Source organism: Spiroplasma gladiatoris (assembly GCF_004379335.1).
Taxonomy (GTDB): Bacteria; Bacillota_I; Bacilli_A; order Mycoplasmatales; family Mycoplasmataceae; genus Spiroplasma_A; species Spiroplasma_A gladiatoris.
The window spans coordinates 764,533-782,667 of sequence record NZ_CP038013.1; the positions used below are offsets into that span (position 1 = coordinate 764,533).

The 18,135-nt window shown below is 24.6% G+C and carries 10 protein-coding genes; 2 read left to right on the plus strand and 8 right to left on the minus strand.

Annotation, left to right across the window (positions count from 1 at the left end):
- Positions 1–17: 17 nt before the first annotated feature.
- The 3 genes from SGLAD_RS03420 to SGLAD_RS03430 all read right to left on the minus strand — a co-directional run bounded on the left by SGLAD_RS03420 (position 18) and on the right by SGLAD_RS03430 (position 2,993).
- The gene (locus SGLAD_RS03420) at positions 18–1,400 is read right to left on the minus strand and encodes a lipoprotein (protein WP_134297646.1); all 1,383 of its coding nucleotides are present in this window, start codon (positions 1,398–1,400) and stop codon (positions 18–20) included.
- Between the two features lie 39 nt (positions 1,401–1,439).
- On the minus strand, positions 1,440–2,144 hold the full coding sequence (locus SGLAD_RS03425) for a hypothetical protein (RefSeq protein WP_134297647.1): 705 nt from the start codon (positions 2,142–2,144) through the stop codon (positions 1,440–1,442).
- Positions 2,145–2,210: 66 nt separating this feature from the next.
- Entirely contained in the window at positions 2,211–2,993 is a 783-nt protein-coding gene (locus SGLAD_RS03430; protein WP_134297648.1) for a hypothetical protein, read from the minus strand.
- Between the two features lie 165 nt (positions 2,994–3,158).
- Between SGLAD_RS03430 and SGLAD_RS03435 the strand changes: the two genes are divergently transcribed.
- Complete coding sequence (locus tag SGLAD_RS03435) at positions 3,159–4,631, plus strand: lipoprotein (RefSeq protein WP_134297649.1); 1,473 nt, start codon at positions 3,159–3,161, stop codon at positions 4,629–4,631.
- Between the two features lie 54 nt (positions 4,632–4,685).
- On the opposite strand, the gene SGLAD_RS03440 is transcribed toward SGLAD_RS03435, so the two are convergent.
- Positions 4,686–10,145, minus strand: coding sequence for an ABC transporter permease (locus tag SGLAD_RS03440; RefSeq protein WP_134297650.1), 5,460 nt, complete (start codon positions 10,143–10,145; stop codon positions 4,686–4,688).
- A gap of 133 nt (positions 10,146–10,278) precedes the next feature.
- Here SGLAD_RS03440 and SGLAD_RS03445 point away from each other — a divergent pair, with 133 nt between their 5' ends.
- A complete protein-coding gene (locus SGLAD_RS03445) occupies positions 10,279–12,867 on the plus strand; it encodes a hypothetical protein (RefSeq protein ID WP_134297651.1) in 2,589 nt (862 codons plus the stop codon).
- Positions 12,868–12,893: 26 nt separating this feature from the next.
- Here the strand turns inward: SGLAD_RS03445 and SGLAD_RS03450 are convergent, their stop codons facing one another.
- The 4 genes from SGLAD_RS03450 to SGLAD_RS03465 all read right to left on the minus strand — a co-directional run bounded on the left by SGLAD_RS03450 (position 12,894) and on the right by SGLAD_RS03465 (position 18,133).
- Positions 12,894–13,838 (minus strand): alpha/beta fold hydrolase, encoded by a 945-nt coding sequence (locus SGLAD_RS03450; RefSeq protein WP_134297652.1) that lies wholly within the window; start codon positions 13,836–13,838, stop codon positions 12,894–12,896.
- 75 nt (positions 13,839–13,913) lie between these two features.
- Complete coding sequence (locus SGLAD_RS03455; RefSeq protein ID WP_134297653.1) at positions 13,914–16,031, minus strand: Vmc-like lipoprotein signal peptide domain-containing protein; 2,118 nt, start codon at positions 16,029–16,031, stop codon at positions 13,914–13,916.
- Between the two features lie 15 nt (positions 16,032–16,046).
- Complete coding sequence (locus tag SGLAD_RS03460; protein WP_134297654.1) at positions 16,047–17,207, minus strand: SGNH/GDSL hydrolase family protein; 1,161 nt, start codon at positions 17,205–17,207, stop codon at positions 16,047–16,049.
- Entirely contained in the window at positions 17,207–18,133 is a 927-nt protein-coding gene (locus tag SGLAD_RS03465; RefSeq protein WP_134297655.1) for a hypothetical protein, read from the minus strand. Before SGLAD_RS03465 ends, SGLAD_RS03460 begins: the two co-directional genes overlap by 1 nt.
- Positions 18,134–18,135: the final 2 nt, after the last annotated feature.

Here is an 18,135-nt window from a genome sequence, read left to right on the forward strand (position 1 = left end):
AGATTTTTATTTTTATATTACTTAATTTGATAGTTTAATTTAATTTCTCCTGAAACTTTATAACCTTTTGCTAAATCTATAATATTATCTTTAACTTTTATATCTATTGTTCCAGTTTTATTGTCAGAATTTTTATTTACAGCAAAATCAAATAAATTTTCTGCATTTTTTAAAAATTCTGAATAACTAAGTGTTCCTTGTTCGAAATTCCCAAATTCACTTTCTTTAGCTTTTTGCGAGTCAAATAAGAATTTATTATTATTTATACCCAATGCTATGTCTTGTTCTCAATAATCAACTAATTCTCCGTCTGTATTTGTTATGTAATCAAATAATTCTTTATAAGTTTCACTACTTAAAATATCTGAAGTTAAACTAACAAATGAGTCTTCTACTAAATAATCAACTATTGTTGTTAAACTCCATTGTATAGATTCATCTGCCAAATTCATTTTAAAAGTCACTTTAATAATTTCTGGAACATAATCTGAATTTATATTAGAAATTATTTCAGCTTCGTAATTTGAATCGTTTTTTTTATATGAATTCACACTAAATTGTTTAAGTTTATTTTGATCAATACCTACTTTAGTAGCAAATGAATTTAAAATAGCACTTTTAATCATATAATCACTATTATCAACAGGTTTTACTTCTCCTAAGTCACTATTTTTTCATCCATCTGGAATGGCGGTTTGTTGTTTTAAAGCAATTTTAGTTGTTCCATAAACATAAACACCTTGAACATCATATCCTTTTCCGTCAATTGAAGTAAATTGTAAAAAGTTTTTATCATTTTCCTTAATAACTTCAATTTTAATTGTTTTTTCTAAATCACTATAATCAATTACTAAGTTGACTAATTTAGCTTTATCTAATAAAGGTACTACAAATCGTTTAAACGCACTAGCTGCAGTATCTAAATTATAATTTTCAACCATTAAATAACCATCATTTCATTCAGGTTTACCAACAGCAGCTATTCCTTTACCGATTATAGCATCACTAAAGAAAGTTACGTTAAATCTAATTCTAAAGTTATAAGTAATTTCAACACTACCTTTAAACTTAGTTGAACTATCTGTAGCTTTTAGTTTTGCTTTTGTATTATTAGAACTTACAAATTGAACATCATCTTCAGTTAATCCATAATCTTTGTTTTTTTCATTAATTGCATTAACCAGATCTTCTAAAGTTAAATTTAAACCAATGTCTTCTTTACTTACAACATCTCCTAATTCTCTAACTTTTAAGTCATTTAAATCAATTTTGTTTTCATTATTATTGTTTTTATCGTCATTATTATTGTTATTTTCACTATTTTTAGGGCATGCAACAACAGTTGTAGAAGTACTTGCAACCATTCCAATCGCTGCTAATAAACTAATTAATTTCTTCATTTTTCATTTCTCCTATTGTTTTTTAAAACTTGTAAAGGTTTATAAAACAATACTAGGAGGAGTTGTTGCCTTCTTTTTATTAGTTAATAAAAGTGAAAAATAAGAGTTAATTTTTAAGTCATTTAATGGTTTTTGATTTAATAAAAAAATTGCAATATTTTTATTAAAAGAAATTTGTAATTCTATTAAATATTCTAAAAAGCTTAAATAATATGGACAATTAATTTGCAAATTGGATTGGAATAAACAAAGTTGTTCGTCTAATTTATTTTCTAAGTTTTTATAATAATTTCTTTTATATAAAAAATAATAATTTAAAAATAAAATATAACTTATAATTGCAAAAAGTAATGAAAAACTAGCAATAGCTATTAAAGAAATTAAGAAGTTATTCGAATTAATTTGTCCTTTATATTCTAAAAATACGCGAATAAGATTTTGTATCTCAATTAACATTAAATAAAATAAAGCTTTTGTTAAATGAATCAAATGAGTTGATTTTATATATCCAACAATTGAAGTGGTTTTTTGATAAGTATTATTATATTTAATAAAATATTTTGAAAACTCATATAACAAAATAAAACTAATTGCAAAAATAGTTAATAATATTAATGTTAAAACTACATTATATAGATTTCTTCCTAAAAAATAATCTAAATTAAAGTTCTTTAATGATAAATAAATCAGAGTTAAAAAGAATGGTAACTTTAAATAATGACTGAACTTAAAGATTAATTTCATATTAACTCCTTTATTCGAAATGAATATAGAAATATTATACAAAATTAATCTTAAAATTACTAATTTTTAATTTTCTTGGTTTTCTTCTTTTTGTAACTGTAATATATTAACTACTTGATTATCATCAAAGTTTGCTAATTGATTAATATAATTTATAAGATCAATGCCCTTTTTTAAATCATTTAAACTGTGCTTTTTAACCAAATCAAAATTTAAATCATCTGCTGGTTTTCCTTTTACTATTTTTTCAAAGTGTTTCATTCCATCTTTTCCAATTTCAAAGTTTTCATATTCATCACCATAATCATTCATTAAATCTTTTATAATATGTTGAGGTTTATATTTATAAGATATTATTTTAAAGTTATTAGCATTAAAAAAATAATCATATAATTCATACCCTTTTAATAGTAAATAATCTTTTAAATTTGATAAACTACTAAATGTTTCAACAAAAAATTCTAAAGCTTTTATTTCTAAAAACTTAGCCATATATAAAAACTTTTCAATATTATTTTCTTTTACATAATTTGCAATAAATATAGCAAATTCTTCAAGTTTTAATAATAACTCATTTTGATTTGATCAATCATCACAAAACTGATAAACAATTTCATTTTCACTTACAAACATATTTAAATTATTATCATAAATTAAGGTATTTAAACATACTGTATAAGGAATATCATTAATTGTAATTTTATCAAACTTTTCTTTTGTTCATTTATGAAATTGAAAAGCTTCAAAATCAATTACACAAAGTCGTTTTGGTTTTAAAAAACCCAATACTTCAATTGCTACTTTTTTGTTAAATGCTAAGTAATACTCATCTTTTTTAATTAAATGCATAAATCTTTCCATTTAATAAGATTATAGAATTAAAATAAAAAAAAGCAAAAAAACTAAATAACATAAAGTTAAATTATAAAAATTTTTTTATAATTTAAAAAATCGTTTATTATTTTTTAAATTATAATTAACTAGTATTTTAATAAATATAAAGGAGAAATAAAAATGAAAAAATTATTAAGTTTATTAGGAGCAATTGGATTAGTTGCTACTGCTTCAAGCACAGTTGTTGCTTGTCCCAAAAAAAGTGAAGAAACTAGTTCATCAATTAAAGATTTAAGTGATTTACCAGTAAAAGAATTGGGGGCAATAAAAGGAACTGGAGACACACCTAGTGTAGTTGATCTTGTTAAAGCAATAAATGCTAAAAATAAAGATTATGGATTAGATGATAAAGATGTAGTTATCGATGGTACTCCAAGCGATAAAACAGCTACCATTAAAGCTAGTGATAAATCAACAAACTTTAAAGGAAGTGTCACATTAACATACACTTATGAAAAAGACACTTCTAAAAGAGAAAAATTTAATTTATCTTTAGTAGAAGATGTTATTAATAAAACAGGACTTGCTGGAGCAGTTAGACCGAATGATTTAAATATAGGTTTTTTAACTACACCTGATTTAAGAAATAAAGAAAAAATTGTATCTTCTGTGAGAGATTTTATAGACGTTGTAGTAGAAGCTGCTAAAGCTTTGTATAATTTAAACACAGAGCAAATAATGGGTATGATTGAAATAGATTATCAAGATAATAATGGTGCTTCAATAGACCCGAATAATGATAATAAAGATACTTATCAAATTATTGGTAGTGTTAAACAAGGTCATGAAAATGATATTGATGGTTTTACAGCCGAAGGAAAAGCGACAATTAAATTAAAACAACAAACTCTAAAATTATCAGATATAGTTAAAACAAAAGCCTTAGGAAAAATAAATATTGATAGCGATGATGCTTATACAATCAAAAATACAATTATGATTGCTGCACAAAATTCAAATTCAGAACTTAAAACATACACTACTTCAATTAATCCTAGTGTTCAAATATTAAATTATGACTTAGATAAGGGTACAGCACGTATTGCTCCAATTATCAATAGTGATTTTATATCAAATGATATAGTAGAAATATCTTATGAGGTTGTTAGGCCAGAAGCAGGTAATTCTTTATTAGATTTCACTGTAATGAGTAATAGTTATGATCCTAATGCAGAATATAATTTGGGTTTACCTTTAGATTTATCTGAAGAACCTAAAGAATCATTAGATTCTTGAGAAGATAGTGATATTGCAAATGTAGTTAATTATTTAACAGAATTAGATGGAACATATATTGAATATTGATCACAATTTTATACTACTAATAAAAGATATTTTTTAGATAGTCAAAAAGATGAAGATAAAACAAAAGCTGAAAACCAATTAGTATCTTATGAACAGTTCAAAAAAGATTTTAAAGATATTTTTGAACTTACTTTAGAAGATTACACATCTTCAGAAGAAAGCGATAATGAAATATCTGGTATTATTACTTTAAAAGTTAAAAATGGTAAAGAAAATATTTACGCATCTCAAAAATTTAGTTTATCAGGTTCAATAAAAGTTTATTATAGTTTAACAGGAGGTTATTAATTTTAAATACAAAATTAAAAATCACTTTCTTTTTATAAAGAAAGTGATTTTTTTTTACATAATTAATAATGTTGGTGATTGAGTTCTTATTTTTCTTGTAGTTATTGATATAGCTACAACATAACAAACAACAACTAATAAAGATGATACTAATGGAGTTCACCAAACAAATCCCATTGGTATTGAAATTACATATAGCGATATAAAGTGCATTGCTAAATAAACTGTTAAATAACTTAAAGCTGTAGCTAATGCAAATAAGATTAACGATCAAATTGTTACAAATTTAAATGTATAAGTTATAACTTCACGATTAGAATATCCAAGCGCTTTCATAACAACCATAAACCGTTTGTATTGATTTACATATATATCTGAAATTAAAATAATTGATAAAGTTGAAACTATTATCATAAAGACAATAAAGAATGTTCCAATTGTAATTACAAGATTCGAAATCTGATTAATCAGATTTTTTTGATCTCCTAAGAATTTATAATCTTTTAATTCTACTGTTGCTAAAAAGTTATTTGGACCATTTACAGAGTAATCTCCTATATTTGGGTCCATTGCAAATGAAGCTTGTGTACTTATAAAGTAAGGTTCAATTGCATTTGAAAAACTTCCATTGTATCACATGTTTGGACGAATTGATTTTTCAAAATCATTATCTCCAAATACTCATTTTTCTTTATTAGCTGGATCGATTTGTGATTCAGGTTTATTTAATTTATAAGTATCAATCATTGTACCATCACCTGCATCATATTGACCACTAGGTTTTGACTTATCTTCATAACTAAATTCAAATGGTATATATCTTGAAACATTATATCCATTTACTAAGTTTACTAAACTTTGATCTGCAATTATAACACTTTCACCATATACTCCAACATTTTCATAGTTTAAAAGACTTATTTCGTTTACATTACCTTTTGAAAGTTTATTTCATTCTATTTCATAATCATTTGTAATTGAAATTGGATTATTTGTTCTTGCAAATGCATATTGAATGAAATTAGTTCTGATTGTTGTTAAATCTTTTGTTTCAGCACCAGTTAAATTTTCTTTTGGTTTTGAATATGTTTTTACTGGTTCGAAATATAGTGAATAAGGTCTAATTCACATAAATTTATTAGAACTATATCCTAAAATACTATTTCAATCTTTTTTAGTATCTTCAGGAACTTTATCACTAGAAACTTCTCCATATCATGCATCACGATTAATTGCATTTCCTTGATTGATTATTTCTTTAAATTCTTCGTATCTTTCCATAGGAATAAATAACATCATATTATCATATTGATAATAAGGTCTTATTTCTGCATTTAGAGTTTCTTGCCCATTAACTACTTTAGATTCTAAATTATAAAATCCATAAGTATTGTCAACCATTTTTTTAGCTGAATTATAACGATCAAATCCTTTTGTATAAAATCCATCCCCTACTTCATTTTCGCTATCACCTCTAAATACAGGTGAATAAGTAAATTTAGAATTACTTAAACTTGCAGGATCTAGTCAACTATTTTCTTTTGTTAATGATTTATTTTTGTATAGTTGATAATCTCTATCATCGTATTTTCAAGCACTATTTGGAATGTTTGCTCCATCTTTTGCTAATGTTAATCTCGTTTGATCTGTTTTTAAGTTTTTAATTTGATTGTCTTCGAATTTATAAATAATATTTGATTCATTGTTTACTAATGCAGGTATTGATATTTTTTTATTTTGAGCATCATAAACTTTAATATTATTTATTACTAAGTCTTCATTTTGAACAACATTACCATATAAAATATCTTGAATTTTTTTAATATCTTCATTTGTAAAGAAAATATTATTTGCTTTTTGAGATATTTTTAAAGCAGTTTGAGTTTTGTCTAAACCTGTAATTGTTGTAGGTTTTAAATTACTTTTCATATTTACTTTTGTATACATTGAATCAACTGTTGGAATGTAACTATTAAAGTTTCAACCAAAACGATATTGATTAATTCGATTTTGTGATTTATTTACATAGTTTCTAACATAAGCTGGAGTTTGAGCTAAAATTACATCAATAATTTTTTGCTTTCATTGTCCATTTGATGATTCAATATCAATACTTGAAAATAAAGTTTTAATAATTGCAGGTAATCCATTCGAAAGTAATGAAGAAAATTGTAATATTTTTTCTTTTCTTGCATCTAAATTTTGATATTTTTCATTATCTGAATGAATTATTCAATCCAGTAATAATTGAATATCTTCAATACTAATACTTTTTCCAATCATTTGAACTAAGTTATTTCCAAAGAATGAAGCTATATAAGAAATAACGTTTGAATCTGCAATTGGATTTCCGCTCTCATCTTTTAAACCTTCAGTAACTACATTATATGCTCAATCATAAGATAATGAATTAGTTTTAGATTCTGAAATTAACACTTTTGGAATGACTGAATGTTCAGAAATTGGTTGTACTGATGAAGTAGTTTTACCAACCATTCCAATATCTGCTTCTAATTTACTTTTTGTATCAATGTATTGATCTTCATAACTTTCAACACCTTTTCAAGCAGATAAACTAGTTTTTGATAATGGAGCATTACCAACAACCCCAATATTATCCATTGAGTTTTGATAATTAACATTTTTATAATATTCAGATAAAGTTTTTTTAACAATTCCAGGAATAGCCATAACCCCAGATATTAAAAATGTATTTAAAAAGATAGTTATTGCTGTTAATAAGGTTTTAGAAAAACCATTAATTGCTAGCTCAGTACTAAATCGACTTGAAAAACTTCTTTTAAACGTTAGTAATTTCTTTAATTTATTTAATATCTTATGCTCTTTTTCTAAACTTGCATCAACTGCAATTTCTAATACAGGTTTTTTAACCAATCGATAAGCAACATAATATGATACTCCAATTGTTAAAACACCAAATATACTAAACGAAGCAAGAATCGCTTCTCAGTCAAATGTAGCCTGCCAATAAGCTCCTCCGGTATACGAAATCAATAATGACACAATTGCTTCTTGACAAAATGCAGAGATAACTCATGCAATTGGTACAATTAAAAAACACGAAATAATACCATAAGAAATGTAAGAAACAGCAATACTTGAACTTCTTGCTCCCATTGCTTTTAATATTGTAATTTCACCAGCATTTAATTGAATAGTTTTTTTAATACCAATTAAAGTTGCTGCCAAAGCTATTAATGCGATGATTGAAGCGGCTGAGTAAGAAAATACTTGAAAGATTTGAGTTATTTTCGGAGCAACTGTTCAGTTATAAGAAAGACTTGAGTCATTAAAGGTGCTAAATTTTTCAAAACCAATATTAAATGAATCAATATAACTTTGTGCATCTTTAAAATCTTTTTTATTATTAGTTTGTTCTGCAACTTTTTGTTTTGCATTGTATGATTGATATAAATAAGATTCATTTGACATCATATTTGAATAATAATTTAACATATCATAACTTGCATTTTTATGCTTTTTATCTTGTTTTGAAGTTACAAACGTATTTAAATATTTTGTTGTAAATTTTCCATAATCACTTGTAATTATTTTTGATAATGTCGACTCTGTTCCGAAGGCAATTAATCCTTTTTTGCTATTTGGAATTGGAACACTAGCATCGGAAACTGGAAAGAAAGTTAATGGATCAACTCCAAAACCACTAATAATAAATGTAGATCCTCCAATTGAAATTGATGATCCTAATTTGATTTTATTTGCTTTAGCATATTGAGGGTTTATTAAAATTTCATTGTCAGCTTTTGGATATGATCCAGATACAACTGTAAGTCTAGATTTTCATAAATCGTCTAAAACAATAAGACGATATTTTTTTTCTTGTTGTGCATCTGAAAAGTTCATTTCTGCACGGTTTTCAACTTTTACATTTGTAGCTTCAGCAGAGATTTGAGATTTTAAATAGAATAATTTTATATCATTAATTGAATTTCTATTTAATTCATTACGGTTTGCGAAACTAAAAAAACCTTTTTCAGAAACAAGATTTTCATTTAAACTTGAACCTCTTTCTTCAAATTTTAATAGTTTTAGTACATCCATTCTACCAACACTACCTGTTGGTTTGTTGTTGTTTAAAGTTACTATAAGTTGGTTTAAACTACCTCTTAATCCTCTTGTAAATTTATCTGTTTTTGAATAACAATAGTAGTTTTGATAGTTTATTGAGTCTTCTTTATGCATTAAATCATAATCTAAATCAATTTGTTGTAAATAAGGCACTTGAAAATTTTGTCCTTCTACATTATATTGCATATTATTAATTTTTTGACTTTGCTCAACTTTTGAACTAGTTTGATTATTATATTTATTTCCAAAAATAAATGTAAATAATGTATTTGCAATTATTTGATTATTTGTTTTATCATAATAATTAAAACCAGAATTATCTTTTTTATTATCTACTATATTAAATTGGTTTTTAAGTAGTTCATTATCAATAATTTTGTCAGCATTAACTTTTGAAACTTCAGAAATTGCTTCATCAATATAATATTGAACATAATCAATTGCAGAGTTAATAATTTGTCCTAATAATGTTGTAAAGGCTGTTTGTAAATATAAGTCGTATTTACTTACACTATCATTTTTTAAAGAATTTGTAGATTTATCAAACAGTGTATCGATGTTATTATCATTGATTATACCAATTTCTCATAATTTATCAAAAGTTGTACCTTTTAAGTAAGATGCTCTGCTCTTTAAATCATTTAAAAAGTTTGATTTTAAAATTTGAATTCCTTTAACAATAAAATTTTCAAAAACTACTTTTTTGAAATTAAAGTTTTCATTATTTGCGATTGTTGAACCATCAACAAAATCAGCATACTTAGTAGTGCTTGATATTTTTAGTTTTTTAAATTTATCATATGTATCTTTATATTCAATTACTCCTGAAAATTGTTGATATTCATAGTGAAAAATAGTTTCTAAAAAGTTATCGCTACTTAATAAATTAAATAACTCACTTCTTAAACTGTCATCTTCAAAAGATTTAGATATAAAAGTTTCTTGATAATTTTTTAAGTATTGTTCTTTTAAACCATCATTAATTTTTTGTAAAGAAAACTTATCTTTTCCTTTTTTAGCTTCTCCTGTTAAATTTGTTGATTCTTTATCTACAGAAATTAAATTAAAATTATATCCAACCCCACTATTTAAATCACTTGTTGCAGGTTGAGTTGAGTATTTTTTAGCTAAAAATTGAAAATCTATAAAATCCATTAATGGAACAGTTTTTGAATCTTTATTATTAACTGTTCCTACCTCTCTTGTAGCAACATAATCAAATTTTTCCATTTTCGGAACAATTTCTTTATAGTTGTTAATTATTCTTGTTGAGGCAGAGAGAGAAATACCTAAAATAAGTGAAGAAATAAAAGTTAATATAACAATTACATAAAATTGTATTTTAAACTTGTAAACTCCTTTTAATCCTTGTTTTAGATATAGTCATAAACTAATCTTTTTCATATAATTCTTCTTCCTATAAACTTTATATTAAAGATTTTATATATAAATACAAGTAAAATATTTTTATATTGCTAAATTTATTTTTATAAATATTTATATATAATCTTACTAAGAATAAAATAAGGAGATTTTTATGAAAAAACTAATTACAATACTAAGTGTTGTATCAATTTCTTCAACAATGGCATCTGTTAGTGCATGTTCACTTGTAAATTATGAAAAACAATATATTAAAAATAAAGTAAATACAATAATGGATGTGGCAAGTGTTGCTTCTAGAAGTGCAATAATTAATGATGTTGAAGGTATTGATGTTGATTATTTAAATAAATACATAGGGAATCAAAAAATTAATAAAACTTTGCCAAAATTTTCTGCTTCTCAACAAACTATTACAAAAAGTGTTGTAGAATCTACTTTTGGTCAACTTTTAGATCGTAAATTCTATGAAGAATTAGATCAAAATAGCGCATATAGTTTAGAAGGTAAAAAAACTGCAGATTCTTATGCAGATTCAATAGTTACAAACGGATCTTTAATACTATCAACTATCAAAACTGCTGGAGGAATTAAACCTTCTTTAGGAGGAGTTATTGAAGGATTAATACCACAACTTTCAAGTTTGCTAAGTAATGTAAGTAATGAGTTTAATATTACAAACAATTATGTAAATAATATAAATAGTTTGGCTCCTTATGGACAATTATTAATAAAAGATTTAGACAATACAAAGTTAGTTTCAACTTTATTAAAACTTATATTAAACATTAATTTTATAAATGATAAAGAAATTGATGATTCAGTAATAAACGGACTATTACCTTTATTAGTAAAAGATAATTCTGGGGATCTTAGTAACACAAAAAATACAACTATTCCTTTAATTTTAGAACATTACATTAATAATGTTATGTTTAAAAATTTTAAAGGTACATATACTAATTCTAATAAAGCACCTGGAAATATAAGTTTAACCCCAAAAGTAGTTCAACAATCAGCTTTGGTAAAGTTAAATAAATTACTGATTCGTCTAAATGGTAAAAAAGATGATAACTCTAAAAAGCAACTATTAAGAGATGATTACGAACCAATCGAGAATGCTAAATGAATTAGAGAAAATATTGGAGAAAATTTAGGTTATTTAATAAATAATTTTAGTAATTTAAACTATGTTGGGATTTTAGAAAGTATTGATGATGTCTTTTATATAATCGGAGCTTTATTAATTAACCTAGGAATATTTGATTTTGAAACGGATTTTAATAAAAATCCAACAGCAAATAATTTATTTAATGATAGTTTGGATAATAAAACTTATTTTAAAAATATGAATAGTCAAGATAGTGACGATAAAATGGTTATAAAGTTTGATTCTCAATTACAACAAAAAAATGGTGTTAAAACAAATGGTGTTAAAAATACAGTTACTTTTAGTTCTTATAAAATGTTAAAAAATTTAACAAAAGCAACAGATCCAAATAATAAAGACGGAAGAGATATGCAAAGAATATTATTCTTGTTATTATATTCAAATTCTCCTCAAAAAGAAGATTATTCTTTAAAAACAGATATGAATATTTTAGACTTACTTCCTTTAGGGAGTTCTAATTCGCAATACGAAGAAAATGATATAGTTGGTGTTGATAGTTTATTAGGAGGAATTGTTCAAGGCTTAGGTTATAAGTTATTTGATATTTTAAAATCAGTGACTTTACCACCTAGTCTTAAAGATATTGCAGGATTAGCAGCGTCAAGATTATTAGGAGTAACTGTTGATTCTATTGCTAATGATAAAAACATTCAAGGCTTAGGTAGTTTATTAAATTCATTAAGCAGTTCGACAGGTTTAAGTATTAGCAAAAACAATATCAAACTACTAGAACATGGTTATCAAGCTTTGTGAGACGAAAAATCAACACTTTTAACAGACTTACTTAATATGAAATTAGGAGATAAACCATTAAATTTGAAAAATTTATTCAGTATGAAATTAACTGCCAGCATAACAATTAATACAGTTTTAAAAATGTTTTCTGAAATATATTCAGATACAAGTAAATTAAGAGCTCAATTTAATAGTAAATTTGAAACTTGAAGTAGTGGTGGTGTAAAAGATGGAATAGCAACTTTATCTAAAAGTCTTGGAGATAAACTAAAAATATATTATAGTGATAAAATCAACAATGATAATGGAGTAGTTAATTCACAACCAGATAAAAACTTAAACGATAAAAATGGAGAGTACAATCGTATAACAACTGCTTTATCTTTAATTAAATATCCAGGATTAGCTTTAAGAGATAGTTCTTATTCATTAGATAATAAAAAAACATATATTGGCACTAAAGGTGTTATGTACTCATTAGGATATGTAGAAGGTCAAGACAAATTTATCGATGAAACACCTTTAAAAGCATTAGAACAAATTTTTGATGATAGTAATTTCAAAAATTTAGAAAATGCTATTATTAATGATTTTAATTATATTGGATCAGTAAAAGAACAATATATTAAAGATAATATAGAAATATTTACAGATTATAAAAACTTTAATACAGAATTAGTTTCTTATTCAAACATTGAAGATGAAAGTAATCCTGGAAAAATAGAATTTAAAATTGAATATATTTCTCCAAAAGATAAATCAAAACATGTATATAATATTAAATTAAGTGAATATGCAAATTTAAAAAATTGAACAATAGAAAGTATTACAAAATAAAATCAGTTTAAGTTAAACTGATTTTTTTATAATTCAATATAATTATTTTTTAATTTTATTTGATTAATAAATTCGATAAAGTCTTTTCAAACCTTTTCTTTTCCAACTTCATTTAGTATTTCATGACGCATATTAAAATATAAGCGCAGTTTAGAATCTAAACCATTTTTTAAATATATTTTTTGTAATTTTTTTGGATCTTTTCCAAATTTACCAACACTATCATTTTCTCCAGACATAATAAAAATTGGTAAGTTTTTTGGAATTCTATCAATTGAATCTTGTTTTTGAATATTTATTAGTCCTGTAAACAAGTCTCTAAATCCAGAACTTGTAAACTTTTGTCCAGTTAAATAATCATCAACAAAATCTTGAACAACTTTACTATCATTACTTAATCATTCTGCACCAGTTTTTCCAAACTTTTTAAATTTAGAATTTAAAGGCTTATAACTTAATTTTCAAATAAATTCATCAATGTTTTTGGGTCCAAATTTTTTAATATTTTTATTTGCAACTCCAAGTCCAAAGTTTAAAACAATATTAGAATAAAGTGCAGTTCCAATTATAAAAGCCCCTTTTACACTGTCTCCATAACTTGAAATATAATGTCTAACCATAAAACTACCCATTGAATGTCCTGCAATTATAATATCAAGACTTTTATATGAGCTTGTTATAAAATCATTTATTACTTTTAAATCTTTAATTATTATATTTCAGCCATCTTTATCAGCAAAATAACCTAATTCATTTTCTTTTAAATTAGCAGTTTTCCCGTGACCTCGATGATCTGCTCCTACAACAATATAATTGTTTTTATTTAAAAATTTTGCAAACTCATTGTATCTTAACATATGCTCTGCACTACCATGAATTAAATGAATAACTCCAATTGGTTTTTTTACATCATCTCAAATATAAGTGTATAGTTGTTTGTTATCAAAACTTTTTATTTCTATTTCTTTCATAAAATTAATCCTTATCTTTTTTTATTTTACATAAAAAAAATACTTTATAAAAATTTATAAAGTATTTTTAAAAAACTATAACTTATCAATTGAACTAATTAGTAAGTAACTTTGTTCACTTGTTAATTTAATTTCAAACTTATTAACTGTATTTGTTTTACTATCAGTAATAGTATAAACAAAGTCATTTGTTTCTTTTAATTCTGTATCAACTTTTAAAGCCTTAAATACATCTATGGAAGCATCTTCTGCTACACTTAATTTTGCTTTAAATTGTTTTAGATTTGTATCTAATGTTTTTATCACAGCATTAATTCAATCAACATTTTCTTGAATAATTACTTGTAGTTGTTCTAAAACAGATCCAGCTTTAATTGTTCCATTGTCTTCTAAACCAAATACTTTCATAAAGTTATTTATATCGCTTGTAGCATTTTTAAAAGTATCATTAGTATATAGTCTTTTAAATATTTCTGCAAATGAATCAAACTTAATAACTGGTTTTTTATCTCCAAGATTGTCACTAATACTATTTACAATATCTTTTAAAGATTTTTCAGTTAAAAATTCCATTCCAAATACTTTTTTATCATCAAAAATATTTGAACTTTCTTTAGTGCTTGATCCAAATAAAGGTAAATTAGCTAAATCTTTTAAAGGATTTTGTAAAAGTTTTTTAATAGATAAACCTAACTTTTCATTTTTATTGTCATATAAATAATCAATTCATTTACCATAAGTTTTAAAATAAGTATCTCAATCATTTTTACTATTACCTTCAGTTGTATTACCAACTATGTTTTGCACTAAGTCTTTTAAAAATCCTGATAATGATTCACTATTATTTGGTATTTGCCCCATAACAATTGTGAATAAAAAATCGTTTTCATATCCGTAATTTATAAAACTTCTTAAAAATGAGTCTATATATATTTTTAATAAAGATGTATCAATAGATTCAGAACCTGCTAATTTTATAGCTAACTTAGAAACTATATTTATTAATCCGTTTTTTCTTCCCTCGTATTTTGAGCTAAAATTTGGATTTTTACCATTTTCATCCTTTGGTGTTACCAATAATAAACCTAAAAGATTTTTAAGAGCTGTGCTTCCTTTTTTATCTGTGTCATTGACAATTACACTTAGAACTTTTATAATTTTTTCAAAATCAAAACTATTACTTGTATTTGATATTTTTTCAATTCTTTTTTTGTTAATCTGATTTAAAGTAAATGTTTTTTCTGTATATTCTTCAAATGAAACTGAGTTTAAATAAACAAGTAAAGTTCTTAAAAAGAATAAAACATCTGGGATACTACTTGCATCAGTAGTAATGTCGAAACTAAATTTCTTACTTCCATCCATTAAACCACTTAAATTATCAGCTATTCTTGATGCTGCTTCATTAATATTTTTATCAATATCAGCACTATTTTTAGCTGATAATTTTTCTTGACTTTCTTCTTTGTTAATGATTTTATCTACTGAATTTGCTAATCCAATAATACTTGCATTCATTGCATCTTCATATGATAAAAATTGACTTTGATCATCTTTGTATGCATCAACACTGAATGCATGTTCAAGGTCTTTTAAAACATCATTAGATAAAATAGTTCCTAATGTTTTTAATAATTCTGGAGAAATAAAGTTTTTAATTTGTCCTTGCAATGCAGCTATAATTGAAGCAAAACTTGCTGGATTTGATAAAGAATTTAAAATACCAGGAATTGATCCCATCAATGAACCAATTGAATTTATTGTTGAATTCATTTCTGGAGTTATAACTTCTCCTTTATAAACACTATCTCCAACTTGTAGTTTATCACTTACAAGTGATTTGTCTTTATTAAAATACTTATTAGAAATGTCACTATATCTACTAAATTCATTTACATCAGCATCTTTAAAGTCTTTTAAACCTAATTCTGTTAATGTATTATTTCTAACATAATTTTCAATCATATAAGATGAACTGTAATGTATTTTTCCTAATCCATCACTTGTTGTATCAATTTCATTTTGATTTAAATATAATGATTTTGCATATTGTGATACTAATTTTGAAATATCTTGTTGTTTGTTAGGGTCATTAAAAGTTGTTTCGTCAGCTTTATTTTTACATGATACAACAACTGCCATTGAAGAGCTAGCTATCGAAACCACTCCTAATAAACTAATTAATCTTTTCATAATAAAATCCCCTTCTTATTCACTTATATAGTTTCAACTAATAAGTAAATCTCATATTTTTTTTGATACAAATTCGTGTCCTGATTTTGTTGGGTGAACATCGTCTATGAAAAAGTAGTTATTTACATTTTCTTCTGTTACTCCATTATCAAGTTCTGCTTTAATTTCAATAGTTCCACCAATATTTAAACCACCTAAGTCGAATGCATTTGATTTACATGCATGATCAGTAATATTGATATTTTTGTTACTACCTTTAAATTCATTTAAAATGTTTTTTAATTCTTGATATAAGTTATAAGTTTTAATAGCGTTATTAAACTTAGAATTTAGTTTTTCAATAACTTTTGTTACTTTATAATCAAATTCCTTACATAATAAATTTACTTTTGCTAAATAGTTTTTATCTCTCTTATTATATCCAGGAGTTAATGTAATGTCAGGAGGACTTGCAAAAACAATTTTTTTTGCTCCATTATTTAGCAAAGTATAAAATGCATTTGAAATATTTTCAATAGCATTATTCATAATTTTTGTTTGTGCATTGACATTATCAACAACTCCTGCTAATGCAAATAAGTCATTTCCACCAATCTCTAAAAAGAATAAGTCATCTTCTTTAATAACTTGTTGTTGCACAAGAGCTTGAGCTTGTTTATAAATTCCTGTGTTTCCCATTAACAGTTTTGCTGCTAATCCATCTGATTCATAAGCAGTTGCTCCACCAACCGAATAATTTCGCCCTCAAACTTTTTGATCTTTATAATCAATATCTGCTTTATGAATTAAATTAGAAGATTTAAAAGTACTATCTTTATCACTAATTCCTTTAAAACCTAATTTTTCGTTAATTATTTCTGCAGTTCTAGGACCGTTAGAAAAACCACCCTTATATTGACCTGTCATTACTACATTAGCATTAAGTTCGTCTTTAGCAATTGTTACAAGTCCACCATTATCACTTAAACTATCGCCAAGTGTATAAAAGTTAGAAACTCCATGATAATTTGAAGGATCAACGCTTGTGTCTTTTGCATTTGATTTGTCAATGTTTTTTCCAACATCTTCACTAAAATCAGTTTTGATATCAGCTTGAGCAGGCATACACGAAACTGCTGAAACACCTGTTGAAGTTGAAATTGATAATACAGAAAGTAAAGTAATCAATTTTTTCATTATCTATTCCCTTTCTTTTTGTTAATTATTAACATTGTTAAAATATAAGTATAACTAGGTAATACTACAATTAAAAATATAAAAAATAATATTACTCCTGCTCTTAAGTTATCTAATGTTTCTGTAAAGTGAGGAGTATAAAGTTCATCAGCTGTAACACTTGTTTTTGGCATATTACTTGCATTTAAAGATTTATCTTTAAAAATACTATGTCCAAATGTATTTAATCCAGATTTTAAACTTTCAATTTGTTTGTTTAAATACCATACTTTATTATTTATAAGTAAAGTACCTAATGAATCATAAACTTCAATTCCACTTATTCCTGATTCTGATGCATTCAATTTAGAATCGTATAATTCTTGATTGATAATTGTTTGATTTCTTAATAAATCATTTCTAATATCTTTTGAAAATATTTCATTTAAACCATTTGAGTTAAACATTCATTGAATTCCAGCATGAACGAATCCATAACTTAAAAATTCAGTTGAAACAGCTTTATCAAACTCGATTAAATCAAGACCTAATTCATATAAGTCTACGTCTTGTTTATTGGTTTTTACTTCTGATCATTTGTTTTCATATCAACGGTTTGCAAAATCTTGATACTCTTGTTTTTTAGTTTTATAATTACTATCCTCATAAGAATTTAATGTTGAAATAGCATCTGCTGAATATGATTTTTTGATAACAGATTCCATTACAACATCATATGTTGGATCAGTTCCATCAACAACATAAACTCCTTTGGGCATAACTTTAGAAATTTGTTTTTCAATACTGTTAATAAATCTTGAAGATTCGAGACCTACTCCTGGAGTTACCATTAGTAAGCTAAATAAAAAATATACTGAAAATACTACTGAAAAAATTATTAATTTCAAATTAACTTTTTTTGAAAAAAAATCTAAAAATTTATTCATTT